The 18,493-nt window shown below is 41.6% G+C and carries 21 protein-coding genes; 5 read left to right on the forward strand and 16 right to left on the reverse strand.

All coding sequences use genetic code 11. The annotated features are described in order from the left end of the window. Window positions 1-92: 92 nt before the first annotated feature. A complete protein-coding gene (locus NST24_RS14785; protein ID WP_024719706.1) occupies window positions 93-2,084 on the reverse strand; it encodes a methyl-accepting chemotaxis protein in 1,992 nt (663 codons plus the stop codon). 156 nt (window positions 2,085-2,240) lie between these two features. Here NST24_RS14785 and NST24_RS14790 point away from each other — a divergent pair, with 156 nt between their 5' ends. Beyond that, the gene (locus NST24_RS14790) at window positions 2,241-2,981 is read left to right on the forward strand and encodes a protein-glutamine gamma-glutamyltransferase (protein WP_342461927.1); all 741 of its coding nucleotides are present in this window, start codon (window positions 2,241-2,243) and stop codon (window positions 2,979-2,981) included. A 21-nt stretch (window positions 2,982-3,002) separates the two neighbouring features. Here NST24_RS14790 and NST24_RS14795 read toward each other — a convergent pair whose 3' ends face one another. From NST24_RS14795 to NST24_RS14820, 6 genes are all read right to left on the reverse strand, one after another. After that, window positions 3,003-3,251 (reverse strand): hypothetical protein, encoded by a 249-nt coding sequence (locus NST24_RS14795; protein WP_041091815.1) that lies wholly within the window; start codon window positions 3,249-3,251, stop codon window positions 3,003-3,005. Window positions 3,252-3,275: 24 nt separating this feature from the next. After that, window positions 3,276-4,307, reverse strand: coding sequence for a nitronate monooxygenase (locus tag NST24_RS14800; protein ID WP_342461928.1), 1,032 nt, complete (start codon window positions 4,305-4,307; stop codon window positions 3,276-3,278). A 14-nt stretch (window positions 4,308-4,321) separates the two neighbouring features. Next, window positions 4,322-4,723: a secondary thiamine-phosphate synthase enzyme YjbQ gene (locus NST24_RS14805; RefSeq protein ID WP_025207889.1), complete on the reverse strand. Its 402-nt coding sequence runs from the start codon at window positions 4,721-4,723 to the stop codon at window positions 4,322-4,324. Window positions 4,724-4,859: 136 nt separating this feature from the next. Then, window positions 4,860-6,152 carry a hemolysin family protein gene (locus NST24_RS14810; RefSeq protein WP_024719710.1) on the reverse strand — a complete coding sequence of 431 codons (1,293 nt, stop codon included), beginning with the start codon at window positions 6,150-6,152 and terminating at the stop codon, window positions 4,860-4,862. A 49-nt stretch (window positions 6,153-6,201) separates the two neighbouring features. Next, on the reverse strand, window positions 6,202-6,876 hold the full coding sequence (locus tag NST24_RS14815; protein WP_024719711.1) for a zinc metallopeptidase: 675 nt from the start codon (window positions 6,874-6,876) through the stop codon (window positions 6,202-6,204). A gap of 81 nt (window positions 6,877-6,957) precedes the next feature. After that, window positions 6,958-7,182 carry a hypothetical protein gene (locus NST24_RS14820; protein ID WP_008345775.1) on the reverse strand — a complete coding sequence of 75 codons (225 nt, stop codon included), beginning with the start codon at window positions 7,180-7,182 and terminating at the stop codon, window positions 6,958-6,960. 126 nt (window positions 7,183-7,308) lie between these two features. Between NST24_RS14820 and NST24_RS14825 the strand changes: the two genes are divergently transcribed. Beyond that, window positions 7,309-8,295, forward strand: a complete 987-nt coding sequence (locus NST24_RS14825) for a potassium channel family protein (RefSeq protein ID WP_212360819.1) — start codon at window positions 7,309-7,311, stop codon at window positions 8,293-8,295. Here the strand turns inward: NST24_RS14825 and NST24_RS14830 are convergent. The 5 genes from NST24_RS14830 to NST24_RS14850 form a co-directional block, all read right to left on the reverse strand. Next, window positions 8,292-8,693 carry a YugN-like family protein gene (locus NST24_RS14830; protein ID WP_024719713.1) on the reverse strand — a complete coding sequence of 134 codons (402 nt, stop codon included), beginning with the start codon at window positions 8,691-8,693 and terminating at the stop codon, window positions 8,292-8,294. The two genes, NST24_RS14825 and NST24_RS14830, sit on opposite strands and share 4 nt — an antisense overlap. 29 nt (window positions 8,694-8,722) lie before the next feature. Continuing rightward, window positions 8,723-8,941, reverse strand: coding sequence for a spore germination protein (locus tag NST24_RS14835; RefSeq protein WP_342461929.1), 219 nt, complete (start codon window positions 8,939-8,941; stop codon window positions 8,723-8,725). Window positions 8,942-9,258: 317 nt separating this feature from the next. Continuing rightward, window positions 9,259-10,614, reverse strand: coding sequence for a glucose-6-phosphate isomerase (locus NST24_RS14840; protein WP_342461930.1), 1,356 nt, complete (start codon window positions 10,612-10,614; stop codon window positions 9,259-9,261). Window positions 10,615-10,740: 126 nt separating this feature from the next. Next, a complete protein-coding gene (locus NST24_RS14845) occupies window positions 10,741-11,913 on the reverse strand; it encodes an iron-containing alcohol dehydrogenase (protein WP_008345787.1) in 1,173 nt (390 codons plus the stop codon). A gap of 119 nt (window positions 11,914-12,032) precedes the next feature. After that, the gene (locus tag NST24_RS14850; protein ID WP_017358962.1) at window positions 12,033-13,196 is read right to left on the reverse strand and encodes an iron-containing alcohol dehydrogenase; all 1,164 of its coding nucleotides are present in this window, start codon (window positions 13,194-13,196) and stop codon (window positions 12,033-12,035) included. Between the two features lie 144 nt (window positions 13,197-13,340). Here NST24_RS14850 and NST24_RS14855 point away from each other — a divergent pair, with 144 nt between their 5' ends. Further along, a complete protein-coding gene (locus tag NST24_RS14855) occupies window positions 13,341-13,577 on the forward strand; it encodes a DUF378 domain-containing protein (RefSeq protein WP_008345792.1) in 237 nt (78 codons plus the stop codon). A 66-nt stretch (window positions 13,578-13,643) separates the two neighbouring features. Here the strand turns inward: NST24_RS14855 and yugI are convergent, their stop codons facing one another. The 3 genes from yugI to NST24_RS14870 form a co-directional block, all read right to left on the reverse strand. Then, the gene (gene yugI, locus NST24_RS14860; protein ID WP_008345795.1) at window positions 13,644-14,036 is read right to left on the reverse strand and encodes a S1 domain-containing post-transcriptional regulator GSP13; all 393 of its coding nucleotides are present in this window, start codon (window positions 14,034-14,036) and stop codon (window positions 13,644-13,646) included. Between the two features lie 198 nt (window positions 14,037-14,234). Further along, the gene (locus NST24_RS14865) at window positions 14,235-15,428 is read right to left on the reverse strand and encodes an aminotransferase (protein WP_017358961.1); all 1,194 of its coding nucleotides are present in this window, start codon (window positions 15,426-15,428) and stop codon (window positions 14,235-14,237) included. Continuing rightward, window positions 15,429-15,929 carry an Lrp/AsnC family transcriptional regulator gene (locus tag NST24_RS14870; protein ID WP_007500517.1) on the reverse strand — a complete coding sequence of 167 codons (501 nt, stop codon included), beginning with the start codon at window positions 15,927-15,929 and terminating at the stop codon, window positions 15,429-15,431. A 178-nt stretch (window positions 15,930-16,107) separates the two neighbouring features. Here NST24_RS14870 and NST24_RS14875 point away from each other — a divergent pair, with 178 nt between their 5' ends. Further along, window positions 16,108-16,932, forward strand: a complete 825-nt coding sequence (locus tag NST24_RS14875; protein ID WP_017367944.1) for an alpha/beta hydrolase — start codon at window positions 16,108-16,110, stop codon at window positions 16,930-16,932. Here NST24_RS14875 and NST24_RS14880 read toward each other — a convergent pair. Beyond that, window positions 16,929-17,189, reverse strand: coding sequence for a YugE family protein (locus NST24_RS14880; protein ID WP_243824468.1), 261 nt, complete (start codon window positions 17,187-17,189; stop codon window positions 16,929-16,931). The two genes, NST24_RS14875 and NST24_RS14880, sit on opposite strands and share 4 nt — an antisense overlap. 83 nt (window positions 17,190-17,272) lie before the next feature. On the opposite strand from NST24_RS14880, the gene NST24_RS14885 reads away from it, so the two are divergent. Continuing rightward, the gene (locus NST24_RS14885) at window positions 17,273-18,448 is read left to right on the forward strand and encodes a MalY/PatB family protein (protein WP_178929933.1); all 1,176 of its coding nucleotides are present in this window, start codon (window positions 17,273-17,275) and stop codon (window positions 18,446-18,448) included. Window positions 18,449-18,493: the final 45 nt, after the last annotated feature.

Genomic DNA, 18,493 nt, shown 5'->3' on the forward strand with positions numbered 1-18,493 from the left:
ATCGGATGAAAGGTTTATTTTTAGAGGGCTGGAAATGACGTTTAAAAATAAAAAAAATACCCAGACAATTCTGGATATTTTTTCATCGTTTTTTAATCAATTTTAAATTGACTTGTCAGCTCTTTTAGTTCCTCAGCCATATTGGCAAGTGTGACAGAAGAGGACGAAATTTCTTCCATAGATGCCAATTGTTCTTCAGCAGATGCCGCAATATCTTGAATGTTCGCCGCACTTTCTCTTGAAACTTGACGCATCTCTTGCATGGCTTGTGATACAAGTTTTGACCCGCTTGATAGGTCAACCGCTGTATCATTTAATTGAGTGAGCTTTTTCGACATACCTTCTGCCGCCTCATAGATGTTTTGGAAGCTTTCTTTTGCTTCTTCTGTCATCCCAAGTCCTGCATTTACTTCTCGGTTGACAGCTTTGAACATCTCTTGAGATTTGGAAATTTCCAACACAATTTCTTGGATCAGCTTTTCAATTTCTTTCGCTGAATCTGCAGATTGGACTGCTAGTTTTCTGACTTCCTCTGCTACGACAGAGAAACCGCGCCCTGATTCACCTGCTCTTGCTGCTTCTATGGCTGCATTGAGTGCAAGTAAATTCGTTTGATCTGCGATGCCATTAATGACATTTAAAATGCTCGTAATATCTTTAGATTTGTATTCTAATTCTTTCATGACTTGTTCGGCTTCTTGTACAGATGTATCGATATGTTTCATTTGATTCGCTGTGCTTTCAACGATACGTCCGCCTTGTCCAGCCGCTTCTGTCGATTGAATGGAGACAGCAGTCACTTCTGATGAAGTTTGTGACATACCTTGTAATCCTTCATTCATTGCGACAAGCTGATTCGTGCTAGATTCGACTTTCTCATTTTGTGCTTCATTCCCATTTGAGAATTGTTCAATCGACATGGTGATATGCTCTGTCGCCTGACTTGTTTGGCTGGCACTAGCAGTCAGCTCTTCTGAAGCTGAAGCTACATTGTCGACAGATTGCTGGACCGCTCGGATAACTTCACGCAAAGATTCACTCATCTTACTAAAGCTTCTTGTGAGGTCTCCTATTTCATCCTTCGATTTGGTTTCGAGGGTTTCCGTTAGATCCCCTTCACTCACCTTTTCTGAGAAATCAACAAGCCTTCTAAGTCCAATTGTGATGGAGCGAACGATAAAGAAGATCGCAATACCGCCAAGGATAAAAGAAGAAATTAAAAGAATAATGGCAGAATTCCAAACTGGCTGTGCTGCTTCTTCTGTTTCTGATACAAACATCGTTCCAGCAATTTTCCAACCTGTTAAATCATTTGTTACAAAAACGAGACGTTTTTGCTCTCCTTTATTCTCATAAGTTGATGTTCCTTCTTTGCTGCTGTAAAGGATTGATGAAATATTTTCAGTCACTGCAGATCCTGATTTTTCTTCTGGATGAGCGACAATCTGTTTATTTTTATTCGCAATAATTGGATATCCTTCTCGTCCAATTTTAATATCTTTGATTTTATCGACGATATCCTGAACATCAATATCAATCCCAATGGCTCCCGATCCGTCCTTCAGACGCTGAGCGATTGTGACAACCATGCCGTTTGTTGTGGCAGAGATGTATGGATTGGTGACCACAGGTTCACCTTTTTCGTCCTGCATCGCCGCTTTATACCAATCACGAGTTGTTGGATCATAGCCTTTTGGCATGTCTACTTTAGGGAACTGAATAAAGTCACGATTTTTACTTGCTGCATAAAACCCAACCACATCGTCTTCATTGATTTTACTGTATATCTCAAAATGCTCATACAGTTCGTCCTGGTTTTTCTTTTTAAAGTCTGCAGCACTGGATGTTTCGGTAAACAGTTTGACTGCGTTCTCCTTATTCAAAAGCTTTTGCTCGATCATGTCATTCAGCTCATTGACTCTTGCGTTTGCTCCGTACATGATTTCATGATCTAATTCTTCTTTGGCAATCTGATAAGAAATCGTACTGAGTGTAATGATAGGCAAGACGAGAACAAGTGTGAATGAAATAATCAGCCTTTTAGAAATCGATGGTTTTTTCAACCATTTTATGATACTTTTCATGTTTTTCCTCCTTTTAAACGTTATGTTTTATATCGGACAGCTTCATATTATTTTCATGTTTTTCAAATAAAAAGGATGTCTTTTTGTTTATTTCCACAAATTGATTCCTTGCCCAAGCATCCCGCATACGCTAATACAAAAGGGGGCGCTTTTCATATGATTATCCTTTCAGGACAGCCAGTGACAAATGAGCAGCTGGCATCGTTTCAGCTAGAAGGACAAAAGCGGATCATTTTGATGCAGTTACAAGCCTCAAATGATACGTTCCGTTATAGGCAGGCATCTGATTTGTTATTTGAGGTGACTTTAAGATCGAATATCATGAATGCAGCAAGAGATTTGAATAAGAGCGGTGCCTCATTTGCTATCTTTCAAAGGTCCCGTGCGAATGACGCCTATTGGCGTGTATCAGAGGCCGGAGCGTTAGAACTGCGCTATCAAGTCGAGCCATCTACGGGGATTAAAGACATCTTTGAAAATGGCTCAAAATATGCCTTTGAATGTGCCACAGCGATTGTCATTGTGTTTTATATGGGAGTCTTGCAAACGGTAGGAGACGAGAAGTTCAATCGAAGACTTAGAAGTTTAACCCTGTATGACTGGCACTATGATACATTGTCCATTTATACAGAGCGCGGAAATGATTTTATTTATGGGGATTGCCTATATTTCGAGAATCCAGAGTTTAGCTATCAACAGTCTCAATGGCGCGGAGAAAATGTGATTTACTTAGGGGAAGATCAATATTATGGGCATGGGCTTGGGATCTTAACAGCTGCAGAGATTATCAATAAATTAAATGCCAGAAGACGGCCAGGGGCGGTTCAGTCCGCTTATTTACTGCCGCAGACTACTAGGATGGATGTTATTTATCTGAGGCAAATGTTTGGCAGTTAAAAAAGGCCTCTTGTCTATAGGTTATGACAAGGGGCCTTTGTATGCCTTGCGTTTTCGGTAATCATGGAGCGTGCCAAGCATTGCGTTTGCTAGGATTTCCATTTCTTCTAGATCGTTTCTTGTGACTGGAGGGTCGTGCTGATTCCATTTCACATAACGAACGAAATAGTAATGACGAATGGGGGTAAGGACGGCAGGGGAGTGCGGAAAATCATCAAATAGAAATTCAATTTGTCCTTTTTTCCGATATGAATGTTTTAAGATTTCCATCCTGTCACACCACCCATCATCAAATTATATCTGCGTGAGTTCATGCATGATCTCTTCAACGGTTAAAATGGAATGAATACGGCCAACCCCCTGACCTGCCCAAAGAGCCATTTGTTCTGGGTTTCCTGCAGCAGCTGCCGCTTTTCGCATCGGTGTTGTCCATACATGCTGTATAGGATAGGGAAGAACCCGGTCTTCATTTCGTCTTTCTTCCTCCATCCACTGATTGACAATACCTCTGGCTTTTTTTCCAGAGAAAAGCCGTGTCATCGCTGTTTCACTGCCTTCTGCCTGTAACAGCGCCTTTTTGTACACATCTGCCGCAGCACTTTCTTGACTCGCTAAAAATCGTGTCCCTATTTGAACCGCATCTGCTCCAAGTGCTAGTGCAGCTTTCATAGTGGTCCTGTCTGTGATACCTCCAGCGGCAATCAATGGGATATGACAGACAGACCTGACATCACTGATCAGGCAGAAAAGTCCCTGCAGAGCATCTCCCTTTGAAGGTAAAAAGGTGCCTCGATGCCCTCCTGCTTCGCTTCCTTGCAGAACAATGGCATCCATTCCTTTTTCTTCTAAAAGCAGTGCTTCTTTTTTTGTTGTAGCTGTTCCGATGAGAAAGATCCCATTTTGTTTCAGGTGATGAATGGTTTGTTCGTTTGGACAGGCAAATGTAAACGACACAGCTGGGACTTCTTCTTCTTGAAGAATGTTGATTTTTTGTTCATAGTCCTTCCATAATTCTTCTTCGCTAGGGATTATCTGTGCTTCTGGTATGACAGGCAGCCGATCTGTCCAAAATGATACATCTTCTGTTTTCGTTTCTGAAATGGGTTCAGGGACAAACACATTCACTTGAAATTGACGAGATGTCAGCTGTTTGACCTGTCTGATTTGCTGCCTCATCTTTTCAGGCTGTACATAACCACTTGCTAAGCTACCGAGACCCCCATATTGTGAAACAGCGGCGACAAGCTGCGGCGTCACCGCTCCTCCTGCCATTGGTGCTTGAATGATGCCATGTTCAATTTGAAGTAACGCTGTGAATTCTCCCATCTTCTCCCCCGCCCTTACTCGTTAGATGACACCTGTACATAAAAGTGACGATGTCTCGGTCCGTCAAACTCACAAAAATAGATTCCCTGCCACGTTCCAAGCACAAGATCACCATGATGGACAAGAACGTGCTGAGATGCTCCCATATAACTAGCTTTCATATGCGCTGCTGTATTGCCTTCCATATGACGATCTTTTGAATGTTCCCACGGAAAGACTTCGTCAAGCCGGCGCAGCATATCTCGTTTGACGTCTGGGTCGGCATTTTCATTAATGGTGATTCCAGCCGTCGTATGTGGACAATAGACCATAACCGTTCCGTTTTGAATCCCAGTTTCCCGGACATATTGCTGAACTTCATGGGTAATGTCTATCATGTCATCGTGTTTGTCTGTTTGTACGTTGATTTTTTTCATTTCACTGGCTCCTTTTGATCATGTCTATAAAACCATACCCTTTTTATGTGAAACCAATCACTGCCGGTTGGCAGAAACAAATCTTCTTACCTAAAGTTTACCAAGCAAAAAAACCTCGTCAATAGCTCCGAGGTTTTTAGGAAAAGTGAACCTTTTTTACTTCTATGGTTCGAATATGATGATCTTCTGCATCGACAATTTTAAATTCACAGCCTTCTGCTTCAATGATATCTCCAATGTCAAAATCAATTTTATGCGTCATCATCCAGCCGGCAATTGTATCAACATCATCATTTTCAATCGCTAAATCCAATAAATCATTTACTTCATCGATCAAAGCTTTCCCATCCATGACATAGTGGAAGTCACCTTTTTTCACAATATGCGGGGTTTCATCTTGATCATATTCATCTCGAATCTCGCCCACAATTTCTTCTAATATGTCTTCAACTGTGACGAGACCTGCTGTTCCGCCGTATTCATCTACAAGCACCGACATATGAATCCGTTCCTTTTGCATCAAAATCAACAGTTCTTGAATCGGTGTACTTTCAATGACACGAATGACAGGGCGCATTAAGTCTTCAATGGACACCTCTTGGTTGAGAAAACTTGCTTTAAATACGTCTTTGCTATTGATCACACCAATGACATGATCTTTGTCTTCTTTAATGACAGGATAACGTGTATACCTTTCGTTCAGCATATAATGCGTCACGTCTTCCAGGCTCTGTTCAATTTCAATGGCAGAGATTTCTGTGCGCGGGATCATGATCTCTCTCGCCACTCGGTTATCAAATTCAAATATTTTATTGACATATTTGTATTCAGATTGGTTGATCTCGCCCTTTTCGTAGCTTTCAGACAGGATGAGACGCAATTCTTCCTCACTGATCGCCACTTCATGTTCTTTGACAGAATGAAAACCAAATAATTTCACAATGCCTCGTGCAGCCCCATTTAATGCTTTAATAAACGGGTACATGACTTTATAGAAAAAAATAAGAGGTTTTGCCGTCACAAGACTGACGGCTTCTGCCTTTTGAATGGCAATCGTTTTGGGAGCAAGTTCCCCAACGACAACATGCAAAAACGTAATGATCACAAAGGCAATGATAAACGATATGATGTCTGTCAAAGCGGAATGAAGCCCTGCCTTTTCAAAAAGCGGATGCAGGAAATGTTCCACTGTCGGCTCTCCTAACCACCCTAAGCCTAATGCCGTGATGGTAATGCCAAGCTGACAGGCAGATAAATATTCATCAAGGTTGGTTGTCAGTTTTTGAACATGAATGGCTCTCTTATCACCGCTTTCAATCAGCTGATTGATTTTTGAGCCTCTAATTTTCACAATCGCAAATTCAGTGACAACAAAAAATGCTGTCGCAGCAATGAGTAATAGGACTAAAAATACGTTTAAAATATACAAAAAAAACCCTTACCTAACACGGGTAAGGGCTCACCTCCTCTGGCGTCAATTAATCATTACGGCCATTTAGGAAGATCATTACAAAACGGAGCAATTCAAACAGGGAGACAAGGGCCGCTGCTACGTACGTAAGAGCTGCGGCATTTAACACCTTGTTCACGCCTCTTTCTTCACTGCTTCTAATGATTCCTTCTGAAACAATGATATTCTTTGCACGAGAACTTGCGTTAAACTCAACAGGCAATGTCACTAGCTGAAAGAACACAGCAGCTGAGAACAGAACGATCCCAAGCCCGATTAAGTTAAGGCTGCCGAGCAATAATCCACCTAGGAAAAGAAGCGGGGCAACACCAGATGCAAAGTTCACGACAGGGAAGATCTTATGTCTCAAGACAAGCGCACCATAGGATTCCTGATGCTGCAAGGCATGTCCAACCTCGTGTGATGCGACTGAAATGGCCGAAATGGAATGGCCATAATACACTGGTTCAGATAAACGAACCACACGCTGCGTCGGGTCGTAATGATCAGTCAAAGTTCCTCTTACCGGTTCAACGGGTACATCGTATAACCCGTTGCGATCTAAAATATATCGAGCGGTTTCAGCACCTGTTTTCATACTGGCAGCTTCAACCTTTGAATACTTTTCAAAATTATTCTTCACTTTAAATTGTGCCCAAAAAGACAATCCCAATGCGGCAAATGTTAAAAAATAAAAAAACAGCATGCTCATCAGCTTCCTTTTTATTTTATATATTTATTTACAATTTTAATGACTTTTATGTAACGTGTACAGCAAAAAGCACTAGGTCTTTTTAAGGGGAATCACTACACCAATGAAAAAGAAGAACATTCCGATGCATGCTGTATAAAATGTCACCGTTCCATATAGGTCTTGAAAAAAACGAAGCCACGAAAAATCATTCATAAAATGGTTCACCGCATTTAAATCAAACACGAGTAAAATCACCGCAGATGATAAAAAGTGTGCGCCGATAAAAAGAAGTACGGTCTTTTGAACAAACGACATTCGCATTCCCTCCTTCTTCTCTCTTATTTTAAGATATGGGTTCTGTTTCAATACATGACGATGATGAAAAATTGTTTCCTAATCGGGCATACTGATATTAGCAGTCTCCCTGAAAGGACGAGTTCGATGAAATCAAACCGTATCTTCATTGCCTGGCTAAGATGGCCTCTTTATGTTCGCATTGCGATCATCATCTGTTTCTTGCTTCTTTTTTTTGGACAATTAATTGTCTTGCTTGAACCAAAGCAGTATCATACGATCTTTGATGGGATCTGGTGGGCTCTCATTACAGTCGCGACGGTCGGCTATGGTGATTTTGTGCCGCAAACCATGCCCGGACAAATCGCAGGTATGGCGCTGATTCTGATCGGAGCAAGCTTTGTCACTGCATATTTTGCCACGCTTGCTGCCGCTGTATTTAGCAAACAGCACCATTATGTAGAGGGGAAGGTGGCTTTCAAGGGGAAGGGACATCTCATCATTGTCGGCTGGAATGAGAAAACGAACAAACTGCTTCAATCGTTTCAAACCATTGATCCCGCCATGCCGATTGTACTCATTGATGATTCCTTAAAGGAAGGACCTCTTTTAGAGAATGTCCATTTTATTAAAGGCCATGGTACAGAGGATGCCACACTTCGCAGAGCAAATATTATGAGTGCTGATACATTGATGATTACCGCCGACCAGCATGAAAATGAAGTGACGGCTGATATGCAGAGTGTCTTAACCTTGCTTGCGGCAAAAGGATTAAATCCTTCGTTATATTGTTTAATTGAAATTTTAACCGATCGCTATGTGAAAAATGCTGAGCGGGCTGGCGCCAATCAAGTCATCCATACTTCTGATGCCGTGAATCATTTAATGGTGGAGCATTTTCTTTTAAAAGAACAGCTCATGGCGTTAAAAATAAAAAGAAACATGACCCTCCATAAACAGATCACTATCATTCCAGTACCAGCTTCATTAGCTGGAGAGACATTCTTAACGGCACTTCATCACTTTTTAGAGCATCATGTGATCATTGTAGGCGTACAAAAAAAAGAAGGACCCATGATGAATCCTCCTTTTGGATATGAGCTTCATCCAGAGGATGAGCTGATCAGCTTTTAAAGCAGTACATCTTCTAATTCTTTGACGAGTGAAAAGCCAATTTCGGCATAAGCCTTTGACACATCTCCGTCTTTCTCTTTCGGTTCTTGGAATTGGTTAAAAGATGCCCCTACATTTCCAACCATCGCATGGTCATCTAATTTATCTTGATAGACATGCTTTAAGAGAAATGGATGTCCCATTTTCACCACAACGCCTGGCTGATCCAGCTGTCCTTTCTCGGCTGTAAACGGAACTCTGAGAAAGGTATAGCCGTCACGGTTGTCAATTTTATAATCAAAATATCCATGATCATAATCCCAATTCCCATTAATGACATATCCGAGCGGCTTCATGTTTTCTTCTAAATGGTACAGTGAAAAGCTTTCACCAGTTAGCCTAGATGGTACATGAATCATACAGAACCCTCCTTTTTGTATAGGGTTCGTTAAAGAGAGGAATTCATACATTTGCCTTTCGTGATTTGCACATTGTTTGTAAAAGCAGCATCAAATAAGGTCTGGCTGGATGATGCATTTGTCTCGTTCGCACTGCCCGCTCCTGATGTTTCTTTCGTAGCACTCATTGGACAAATTCGTCCAATATTCCCAAAGTTAACGATGGCCTGCCCGGAAATGTCATGGATATAAATATGATTTGTTCTCATCGCTTCATCAACCTCCTCCATTGATTATTCTATGTACAGAGCTTAGGGAGGCTTGCACTGACACCATGAGAACATAAAAAAAGGCACACCTTATGAAAAGATGTGCCTTAGCGTGTAGACAAACCCTCGCATTCGTTGTCAGTCCTGCGCACTGGTGCTCACGAATGTCAAATTCGCTCCGCTCCAGTACTCGTCCTTCCTAGACTTCAAAGGTTTTCTATCACGCTAAAAAGAAGACAAAGGGCTAAAATACAGTTCATTTTAGCCCTTTGTCAACAATCTGAGGCACATCTTATGAAAAGATGTGCCTTTTATTCTTATGATTGTTTGAGACGGCTCTCAAGTTCTGCCTTTTTCTCTTCGAAGCCCGGTTTTCCTAATAAAGCAAACATGTTCACTTTATACGCTTCTACTCCAGGCTGGTCGAATGGATTGACGCCTAGTAAATACCCAGACATCGCACAAGCTTTTTCGAAGAAGTACACGAGATATCCGAATGTATAAGCATCCATTTCAGGAATTGTCACAATCAGGTTCGGTACTTTTCCATCCGTATGAGCAAGCATTGTGCCTTCAAATGCTTTTTTATTGACGAAATCAACCGTTTTTCCTGCAAGATAGTTTAACCCATCAAGGTCTTGTTCTTCTGCTTCGATGACAAGTTCATGTCGTGGCTTGTCTACATTCACGATGGTTTCAAACAAGTCTCTTCTTCCTTCTTGTACATATTGACCAAGTGAATGAAGATCCGTTGAGAAGTTCGCAGATGAAGGATAGATTCCTTTTTCATCTTTCCCTTCACTTTCGCCGAATAACTGCTTCCACCACTCCGCAAAGTACTGTAAGCCTGGCTCATAGTTAATCAGCATTTCAATTGTCCGTCCTTTATTGTAAAGAACATTACGGACAACCGCATATTGGTAAGCCGCATTTTCTGAGAGCTCAGATGAAGCGAAGTCTTCACTTGCTTTCGCAGCACCTTCCATCATTTGATCAATGTCTGCACCGCTTACAGCGATTGGCAATAGACCAACTGCTGTTAAGACGGAATAGCGTCCACCGACGTCATCAGGGATGATAAATGATTCATAGCCTTCTTCAGTTGCTAATGTTTTGAGTGCCCCGCGTGCCTTGTCAGTTGTCGCATAGATGCGTTTTTTCGCATCTTCAGCACCATATTTTTCGATAAGGAGCTTTTTAAAGATACGGAACGCAATGGCTGGCTCTGTAGTTGTACCAGATTTTGAAATCACGTTAATGGAGAAATCGGCATCTTCTAGCAGATCCATTACATCTGTTAAATAAGAAGAACTGATGTTGTTTCCAATAAAAATGATTTGCGGTGTTTTGCGTTTGCCTTTTGGCAAACTATTATAGAAAGAATGGTTTAAAAACTCAATGGCCGCACGTGCGCCAAGATAAGAACCACCAATTCCAACAACGAGTAATACATCAGAATCAGATTTAATCTTTTCTGCACTTTTTTTAATGCGGGCAAATTCTTCGCGATCATATTGCTTCGGTAAGTCAACCCAGCCTAAATAATCACTGCCAGTACCCGTTTGTTCATGAATATTATGATGGGCCACCTTCACAAAATCTTTTAAATATGTAAGCTCATGTTCTTGAAAGAAAGGTAACGCTTTCGAGTAGTCAAATTGAATATGTGTCATCGCTTGTAAGCCCTCCATTACGTTAGTTCTGTCCCTTTCACTTTAGCGGAACTAGCTATTGAAATCAAGTGATCGTCATTGGTGCAGCAAAAAGCCGCTCCTCATGAAGAGAAGCGGCCATCCAAATTATAGAGAAGCTTTCAAAATCGCTAAAATGTCATCACGGCCAAGTTTCATAAAGTTACCAAAACCACCATATTCCATTTCTTTTGCTGCGATGTCAGCAATTTTGTCCAGTTGATCTTCACCAATATCATAATCCGCTAAACGGCTCGGTGCACCGAGGCTTGTCCAGAAGGCTGATAGCTTGTCGATTCCTTCTAATGCGATGTCACGATCCGATTTTCCTTCTGTCTCAATGTCAAACATGTTCAACATGAGGTTTTTAAAACGTTCGACATTGTGATCAAGTGTATGACGCATCCAGTTTGGGAAGAGGATCGCAAGTCCACCTGCATGCGGAATGTCATAGACTGCTGATACTGCATGCTCAATCGTATGTGATGCCCAGTCGCCAAAATAGCCCATTTGCAGCGTGCCATTTAAAGCAATTGTTCCTGCATAAAGGATGGTTTCACGGTGCTCATAGTTTTGTAAGTCTTCAAGTAGTTTTGGTGCTGTCTCAATTACTGTTTGAAGAACAGCAAAACACATCCGATCTTGTAGAGGCGTGTTTTTGACATTATGGAAGTATTGTTCAAACACATGGCTCATCATATCAACCATGCCATACACCGTTTGATTCTCTGGCACAGAATATGTGTGCTCAGGATCTAAAATTGAAAAAGCAGGGTGCGTGACTGAACTGCCCCACACGTACTTTTCATTTGTTTCCCAGTTCGTGATCACAGAATCCGGGTTCATTTCTGAGCCTGTCGCTGCAAGTGTCAATACTGTGCCAAATGGCAGTGCTTTTTGAGCGGTCGTTTTCTTTGAAATAATATCCCAAACATTCCCGTCATATTCAGCTCCAGCTGCAATGGCTTTTGTACAGTCGATGACACTTCCCCCACCAACTGCTAATAAGAAATCAATGTTCTCATTTTGGCAAATGTCGATCCCTTTTTGCACTGTAGTGAGACGAGGGTTCGGTTCGACTCCTGACAGTTCAAATACGTCAGCCTCTGCTTCATTTAAAGCGCTGATAACCTTATCATAAAGACCATTTTTCTTAATACTGCCTCCACCATATACAAGAAGCACTCGCTTTCCATAACGAGCGAGTTCGCTTTTTAGTCCGTCTAGTTGTCCTTTTCCAAACATCAATTTCGTTGGATTATAGTAAATAAAGTTTTCCATCTGTTCTACATCTCCCTAAAACATTTATATCCAAAAACATGAAAGATTACTGTAACATATGTACATGCAGAACTCAAAAAAGATAACTGCTTAAAAGCAGCTATCTTTTCCATGTTCGATTATAAAGAAGCGTTTAAAATAGCTAGAACATCTTCTTTGTTCAGCTTTTTAAATTGACCAAATTCACCACGTGCCATTGCACGGTCTGCAATCAGATCAATTTTCTCATCGTTGATGTCATAGTCAGCTAAACGGTTTGGTGCGCCTAGACTTGTCCAGAAAGCAGAAAGTTTTTCGATTCCTTCTAAGCCAACTTCTTCGTCTGTTTTGCCCGCAGGATCTACATCGAATACACGCACTGCTAATTGCTTGAAGCGACCTGGGTTTTCTTGAATGACATGCTTCATCCAGTTCGGGAACAAGATCGCAAGTCCGCCTGCATGAGGGATGTCATACACCGCGGATACCGCATGCTCAATATTGTGAGATGCCCAGTCTCCGCGTGCGCCCATTGAAAGCATTCCATTCAGTGCAATGGTGCCTGTGAATAAAATCGTTTCACGAAGCTCATAGTTTTCCAAATCATTGATCAGCTTCGGTGCTGTTTCGATGACCGTACGAAGAAGTCCTTCACACATACGATCTTGGTAAGGTGTATTCTCCGTGTGATGGAAATATTGTTCAAATACGTGAGACATCATGTCGACCATGCCATAAATCGTATGGTTTTTTGGCACAGTAAATGTATTGACTGGGTCAAGAATAGAGAATTTAGGGAAGACAGCTGGACTGCCCCATCCGTATTTCTCATTTGTTTCCCAGTTTGTGATGACGGAACCAGAGTTCATTTCAGAACCTGTCGCGGCAAGTGTTAATACTGTACCAAATGGGATGGCTTCCATTGGGACATGCTTACGAGTGACGATATCCCAAGCATCTCCATCGTATTTCGCACCAGCTGCGATCGCTTTGGTTGCGTCAATGACACTACCGCCGCCGACTGCCAAAATAAAATCAATTTGGTTCTCTTTGCAAAGCTCAACCCCTTTTCTGACCGTTGTTAAGCGCGGGTTTGGCTCAACACCAGCAAGCTCAGTGATTGCAGCTCCTGATTCTTTTAAGATGCTGACAACTTGGTCATAAAGGCCATTTCGTTTAATGCTGCCTCCACCATATACAAGCAATACGTTTTTTCCGTAGTGTTTTAGTTCATCTGAAAGGGCTGATACTTCTCCCTTTCCAAAAATTAATTTCGTTGGGTTCCAATAAGTAAATCGATCCATGTGATCTCCTCCTCGCGCTACATTATGCGCTTCTTTCATTCCAAAAGTAAAGTAATTTGCTTTCATCCATTTTCTTACGCATAGTTTGGCTAAAAATCTGCAAAATATAAATGTATTGATACTGTAGCGAAAGGAGGAATCACGATGAGTGCTATTCAGCGTATTGCCCTCGTGCTCACGATTATCGGTGCTATTAACTGGGGACTAATCGGCTTTTTTCAATTTGACTTAGTAGCAGCGATCTTTGGCGGTCAAGGTGCTGCATTATCACGTATTATTTATGGTCTTGTTGGAATTGCAGGTCTTGTCAATCTTGGTCTGTTGTTCAAACCTAGTGAAGAAGCTGTCCGCCGTGACGAGCCAAATCCAGAGGTCCGCTAATGAAAAAGACATAAAAAAAGACTGCCTATGAGGCAGCCTAAGGCACCGTTTGAAGCGGTGCTTTTTTTATTTCTTGATAAGGTCTTTACGGTTTGATTGCTCAATCCACTCTTCAAGTTTATCTTTCAGTGTATTGAAACCTTGTGGTGCAGCAGCTTCTTCTTTCACTTGCTGTGGTCTTTGTTTCTTTGGTTTGCTTTCTTTTCTTTCAGGTGCTTCTTGCGTTGCACGGATAGAAAGGCTAATTTTACCAGCATTTTCATCAACAGAAAGAACTTTTACTTGTACTTCGTCACCAATTGAAAGGTGCTCGTTGATGTCTTTTACAAAGCCATGTGTTACTTCAGAAATATGCACAAGTCCTTGAGTTTCTTCATCTAATGCAACAAACGCACCATACGCTTGTAATCCTGTTACTTTACCAGTGTAAACACTGCCTACTTCAAACTTTGTCGCCATGATAACAACTCCTAAATAAATGTTTTAATATTCGTTTATACGCAATTAAAAACTATATCACAGAACGGTCTTTTACGCAAAATATTTTTTAATTGGGTTTAGATCAGTTTAAAAGGGGGAATACCTGAAAACAAGAATGCTTTCTAGTATTCCCCCCTAATTTGAGAGGCATGAGTCCAGATGGATTGATGCCTTTTTTTATTTTAAGATAGCAGGTGCTTCTTCTTTCACTTGTCTATTCTGTAAAAAACGCTGGATTCTTGAAAGTGATTCTTGCAAGTGATCGAGTGACGACGCATATGAACAACGAATATGTCCTTCACCACTTGGACCGAATACATTTCCAGGGACAACCGCTACTTTCTCGCTAAGCAGCAGCTCCTCAGCAAATTGTTCTGAAGTCATGCCTGTGCTTTTAATGGACGGGAAAGCGTAAAACGCTCCGTTTGGCTGGTGGCAAGTGAGTCCAAGTTCATTGAGAGAGCCGACAAACAAATTACGGCGCCTTCTGTAGCTTTTCTTCATTTTCTCCACATCTTCAAGTCCATTTTTTAATGCTTCTTCTGCGGCATATTGTGCCATAGCTGGAGCACACATCATAGAATATTGATGTATTTTCAGCATGGCATCACGGAGGACTGGCGGTGCTGCCACATAGCCTAAGCGCCACCCCGTCATAGCGAACCCTTTGGAAAAGCCTGAAATCAAAATCGTTCTTTCCTTCATATCTTGAATCGCCGCTACGCTCGTAAAAGCTTCATCGTACGTCAGCTCTGCATAAATCTCATCCGTGATAATTAAAAGATCATGCTCCTTTGCAAACTGAGCAATATCTTCAAGCTCTTCTTTCGAGTAAACAGACCCTGTTGGGTTTGATGGAGAGCATAGCAAGATGGCTTTTGTTTTCGGCGTCAGCTTCGTACGAAGATCAGCAGAATCGGCTTTAAAATCTTTTTCAGCCGATGTACTTAAATAAACCGGTACACCGCCCGCAAGTGTCGTAAGAGCCCCATATGCGACGAAACAAGGCTCTGGGATGATCACTTCGTCCCCGCTGTTTAAAATGGCGCGAAAGGCCAAATCAAGCGCCTGGCTACCACCAACGGTAATAATGAGTTCTTCTTCAGGACTGTACTCAATGTGAAACCGCTTATATAGATAGTGGCTCAATTCTTTTCGCAAAGAGAGCAGCCCAGCATTTGCTGTATAAGAGGTCAGTCCTTGTTCTAAAGACATAATACTGGCTTCTCTCACATTCCAAGCTGTCACGAAATCCGGTTCGCCGACCCCGAGGGAGATAACCCCTTCCATTGTGGCTGCCAAATCAAAGAATTTCCGAATACCTGACGGCTGAATGCTTTGTACCGTTTCAGATAAATAAGACTTTTTCATTTAAGGAGACACCACGATTCTTTTGTCATCGTCCCCTGTTTCAAAGACTTTCCCATCATGCTTATATCTTTTCAAAATAAAGTGGGTAGTGGTTGAAACAACAGAATCAAGTGTCGATAATTTTTCAGATACGAAGCGGGCGATATCAGACATGGATCTTCCTCTGATCACAACAGATAAATCATACACGCCTGACATTAAATACACGGACTCCACTTCTTGGAACCTGTAAATGCGTTCAGCAATTTCATCAAAACCGACGCCTCTTTTTGGGGTCACTTTCACATCAATCATCGCTGTAACGCCTTCGTGTCCGTCTACTTTTCGCCAGTCAATCATGGTCGAATAATCAATAATGACTTTTTGATCTTCGAGCTTTTGAATAATGGCTTCTGCTTCTTCTGATGTCACACCTGCCATTTTTGCAATTGTATTTAAATCGGCGCGGCTGTTTTCATCTAAAATCTCTAATATTTCAGTTTCTTTTTCGGTTAGTTTCATCGATTTCACACCTCTGATTGTAAAAAGCTAGTTTTAAAAAATCTTCTGAACATTATAGCACGTTTTTCCCATTATGCTAAGCAGGGAAAAGATTCTAATCGTAGCTTAAAATCCACTTTTTAGGGTACAATACAGTCACCTAACAGAGAGTGAGTATCAAATATCGGAGTTGATGAGTGTGGACATTGTACAGCCATCCTATATGAAAAGTAAATTCGGTTTAGATATCTATTACGAACACTATCCAAATGAAGGTAAGAAGACATTGATTTTGATTCACGGCCTTTTCTCATCTACCTTCAGCTATCGAAAGCTCATCCCGCTTCTGAAACAAGACTTCAATTTAATTGCGATTGATCTGCCTCCATTCGGGCAGTCCGAAAAATCGAATACGTTCATTTACAGCTATCGGAACATGGCAAAAATCATCATTGAACTAGCTGGTTATTTGCAGATTCAGCATGCGATCCTCGTGGGGCATTCCATGGGGGGACAAATTGCTTTATATGCTGCATCTGAGCGTCCCGACCTATTTGAAAAAGCCGTTCTTTTATGCAGTTCAGGGTATATGAATAAGTCCAAAAAGTCGCTTGTTTACAGCACTTATATTCCTTATTTTTATCTCTATTTAAAAAGAAAGTTGTTCAAGCAAGGTATTATGAAAAATTTAACCGCTGTTGTGCATGATCATTCGATTATTGATCAAGAGATGGTGGACGGATATTTAAAGCCTTTTTCAGATGACCAAATTTTCAGAGGTATTTTTCGTTTGATTCGGCACAGGGAAGGCGATTTAGCGTCAGATGTCTTAAAGAAAATGGAGACACCTGTCCTGCTGATTTGGGGGGAGGAAGACCGGATCGTTCCTATTCAAATTGGCGAAAGACTGCACAAGGATCTGCCGCATTCAACCTTACACGCATTAAAAAAAACCGGGCACCTCATCCCTGAGGAAAATCCGGTCTTTGTGTCTGATCAAATTGGTCATTTCAGCCTGTCTTAAAACGAGCAGGAGCTACTTTCTCTTATGGCTAAAAGCTGATTTGCGATATGCTGGCAGCTTTCCATCGGAAGAAGCTGATCAAATGAGTGATGGTAAATGGCTTGAATGTCTTTCGCGAAAGATAACGGGTCTTCTGCGTCGTATAAGGCACTGATGACGTCAGCAGGCTCCGTTTCGTAAAAGTCCTCTCCATACTGAAAAGGGTCCCATGCCTTAATGATTTGAATCATCTCTTCTACAGCTTGACTATCTTTCATGGGGATCACCGCTTATAATAAATTTTGTGATGTTTATTTTAGCACAACCAAGAATGGTTGAAAAACGGCTAGAGGTGGGTTTCATGAATTTCGACGAACAGATCATACGTAAAGGTTCAAAATCAGTCAAATGGGATCAAGCAGAGTCTTTGTTCCTGACAACAGATGCGCTGCCAATGTGGGTAGCAGATATGGATTTCAAAGCGCCCCAAGTCGTGCTCGATGCTTTAAAAGAACGATTAGATCACGGCGTATTCGGCTATGCATTTCAGGATCAGGATACGCAGCAAGCAGTAGCTGACTGGGTCAAAAGAAGACACGGTTGGACGATACAAACAGATGCCGTCACCTTCACACCAGGTATCGTGACAGCACTTAGTTTTGCGGTACAAGCCTTTACAGCTCCGAATGATGAAGTGGTCATTCAGTCACCGGTGTATACGCCCTTCTATCAAATGATTGAAAGAAATGGACGTATCGTCTCAACCAATCCTTTAAAAATAGAAAACAACCGCTACATGATGGATTTTGATGATTTAGAGAAGAAATTAAGCAGACCAGAAGCAAAGCTGATGTTTCTTTGTCATCCGCATAATCCTTCAGGGAGAGCTTGGTCAAAAGAGGAATTAAAGCGTGTAGGAGATCTATGTGTACAGTACGGTGTCACCGTCGTGTCAGATGAAATTCATTCCGATCTGATGCTTTACGGGCAGCCGCATGTGCCTTTTGCCAGCCTTTCTGATGAGATAGCTAACATCACGGTAACGTGTATTGCACCGAGTAAAACATTTAATTTAGCTGGTCTTCAGGCATCTGCCATTATCATTTCTGATGAAGAAAAAAGAACCCTTTTCACCAATGAATTGCAAAGAAATGGATTGTCTAAACTGAATGCCTTTGCGATTCCTGCCATGGAGGCGGCCTATCGCCACGGAGATGAGTGGCTTGATTCACTTGTTCTTTATCTCGAAAATAACATGAAGATCGCAATGGATTATATTGATGAATATCTGCCGAGCATGCGTTATATGAAACCAGATGCTTCTTATCTATTATGGCTGGATATTCGTGATTATGAGCTCACTCAAGCAGAATTAAAACGTAATCTGCTGAAAAAGGGCAAGGTCATACTAGAGCTCGGAAACGTATATGGGCACGAAGGAGACGGCTTTATTCGAATGAATCTAGGCTGTCCTGCCGGAACAGTGAAAGAAGGTCTGAAGCGCCTTCATCAAGCATTCACTCTATCATCCGAATAAAACCATTTCTATCAAAAGAACATCCTAGCGGGTGTTCTTTTTAAA

It is taken from the genome of Bacillus sp. FSL R5-0286 (genome assembly GCF_038593245.1).
GTDB lineage: Bacteria > Bacillota > Bacilli > Bacillales > Bacillaceae > Bacillus > Bacillus altitudinis.

Excerpts from the sequence above, each read along its gene's own strand:
- NST24_RS14835 (WP_342461929.1), bottom strand. The coding sequence starts at position 8,941 with ATGAGAACAAATCATATTTATATCCATGACATTTCCGGGCAGGCCATC.
- NST24_RS14825 (WP_212360819.1), top strand. The coding sequence starts at position 7,309 with ATGAAATCAAACCGTATCTTCATTGCCTGGCTAAGATGGCCTCTTTAT.
- NST24_RS14845 (WP_008345787.1), bottom strand. The coding sequence starts at position 11,913 with ATGGAAAACTTTATTTACTATAATCCAACGAAATTGATGTTTGGAAAA.
- NST24_RS14855 (WP_008345792.1), top strand. The coding sequence starts at position 13,341 with ATGAGTGCTATTCAGCGTATTGCCCTCGTGCTCACGATTATCGGTGCT.
- NST24_RS14820 (WP_008345775.1), bottom strand. The coding sequence starts at position 7,182 with ATGTCGTTTGTTCAAAAGACCGTACTTCTTTTTATCGGCGCACACTTT.
- yugI (WP_008345795.1), bottom strand. The coding sequence starts at position 14,036 with ATGGCGACAAAGTTTGAAGTAGGCAGTGTTTACACTGGTAAAGTAACA.
- NST24_RS14790 (WP_342461927.1), top strand. The coding sequence starts at position 2,241 with ATGATTATCCTTTCAGGACAGCCAGTGACAAATGAGCAGCTGGCATCG.
- NST24_RS14830 (WP_024719713.1), bottom strand. The coding sequence starts at position 8,693 with ATGATTCATGTACCATCTAGGCTAACTGGTGAAAGCTTTTCACTGTAC.
- NST24_RS14870 (WP_007500517.1), bottom strand. The coding sequence starts at position 15,929 with ATGAAACTAACCGAAAAAGAAACTGAAATATTAGAGATTTTAGATGAA.
- NST24_RS14880 (WP_243824468.1), bottom strand. The coding sequence starts at position 17,189 with ATGAAAGATAGTCAAGCTGTAGAAGAGATGATTCAAATCATTAAGGCA.
- NST24_RS14865 (WP_017358961.1), bottom strand. The coding sequence starts at position 15,428 with ATGAAAAAGTCTTATTTATCTGAAACGGTACAAAGCATTCAGCCGTCA.
- NST24_RS14785 (WP_024719706.1), bottom strand. The coding sequence starts at position 2,084 with ATGAAAAGTATCATAAAATGGTTGAAAAAACCATCGATTTCTAAAAGG.
- NST24_RS14805 (WP_025207889.1), bottom strand. The coding sequence starts at position 4,723 with ATGAAAAAAATCAACGTACAAACAGACAAACACGATGACATGATAGAC.
- NST24_RS14850 (WP_017358962.1), bottom strand. The coding sequence starts at position 13,196 with ATGGATCGATTTACTTATTGGAACCCAACGAAATTAATTTTTGGAAAG.
- NST24_RS14795 (WP_041091815.1), bottom strand. The coding sequence starts at position 3,251 with ATGGAAATCTTAAAACATTCATATCGGAAAAAAGGACAAATTGAATTT.
- NST24_RS14840 (WP_342461930.1), bottom strand. The coding sequence starts at position 10,614 with ATGACACATATTCAATTTGACTACTCGAAAGCGTTACCTTTCTTTCAA.
- NST24_RS14885 (WP_178929933.1), top strand. The coding sequence starts at position 17,273 with ATGAATTTCGACGAACAGATCATACGTAAAGGTTCAAAATCAGTCAAA.
- NST24_RS14800 (WP_342461928.1), bottom strand. The coding sequence starts at position 4,307 with ATGGGAGAATTCACAGCGTTACTTCAAATTGAACATGGCATCATTCAA.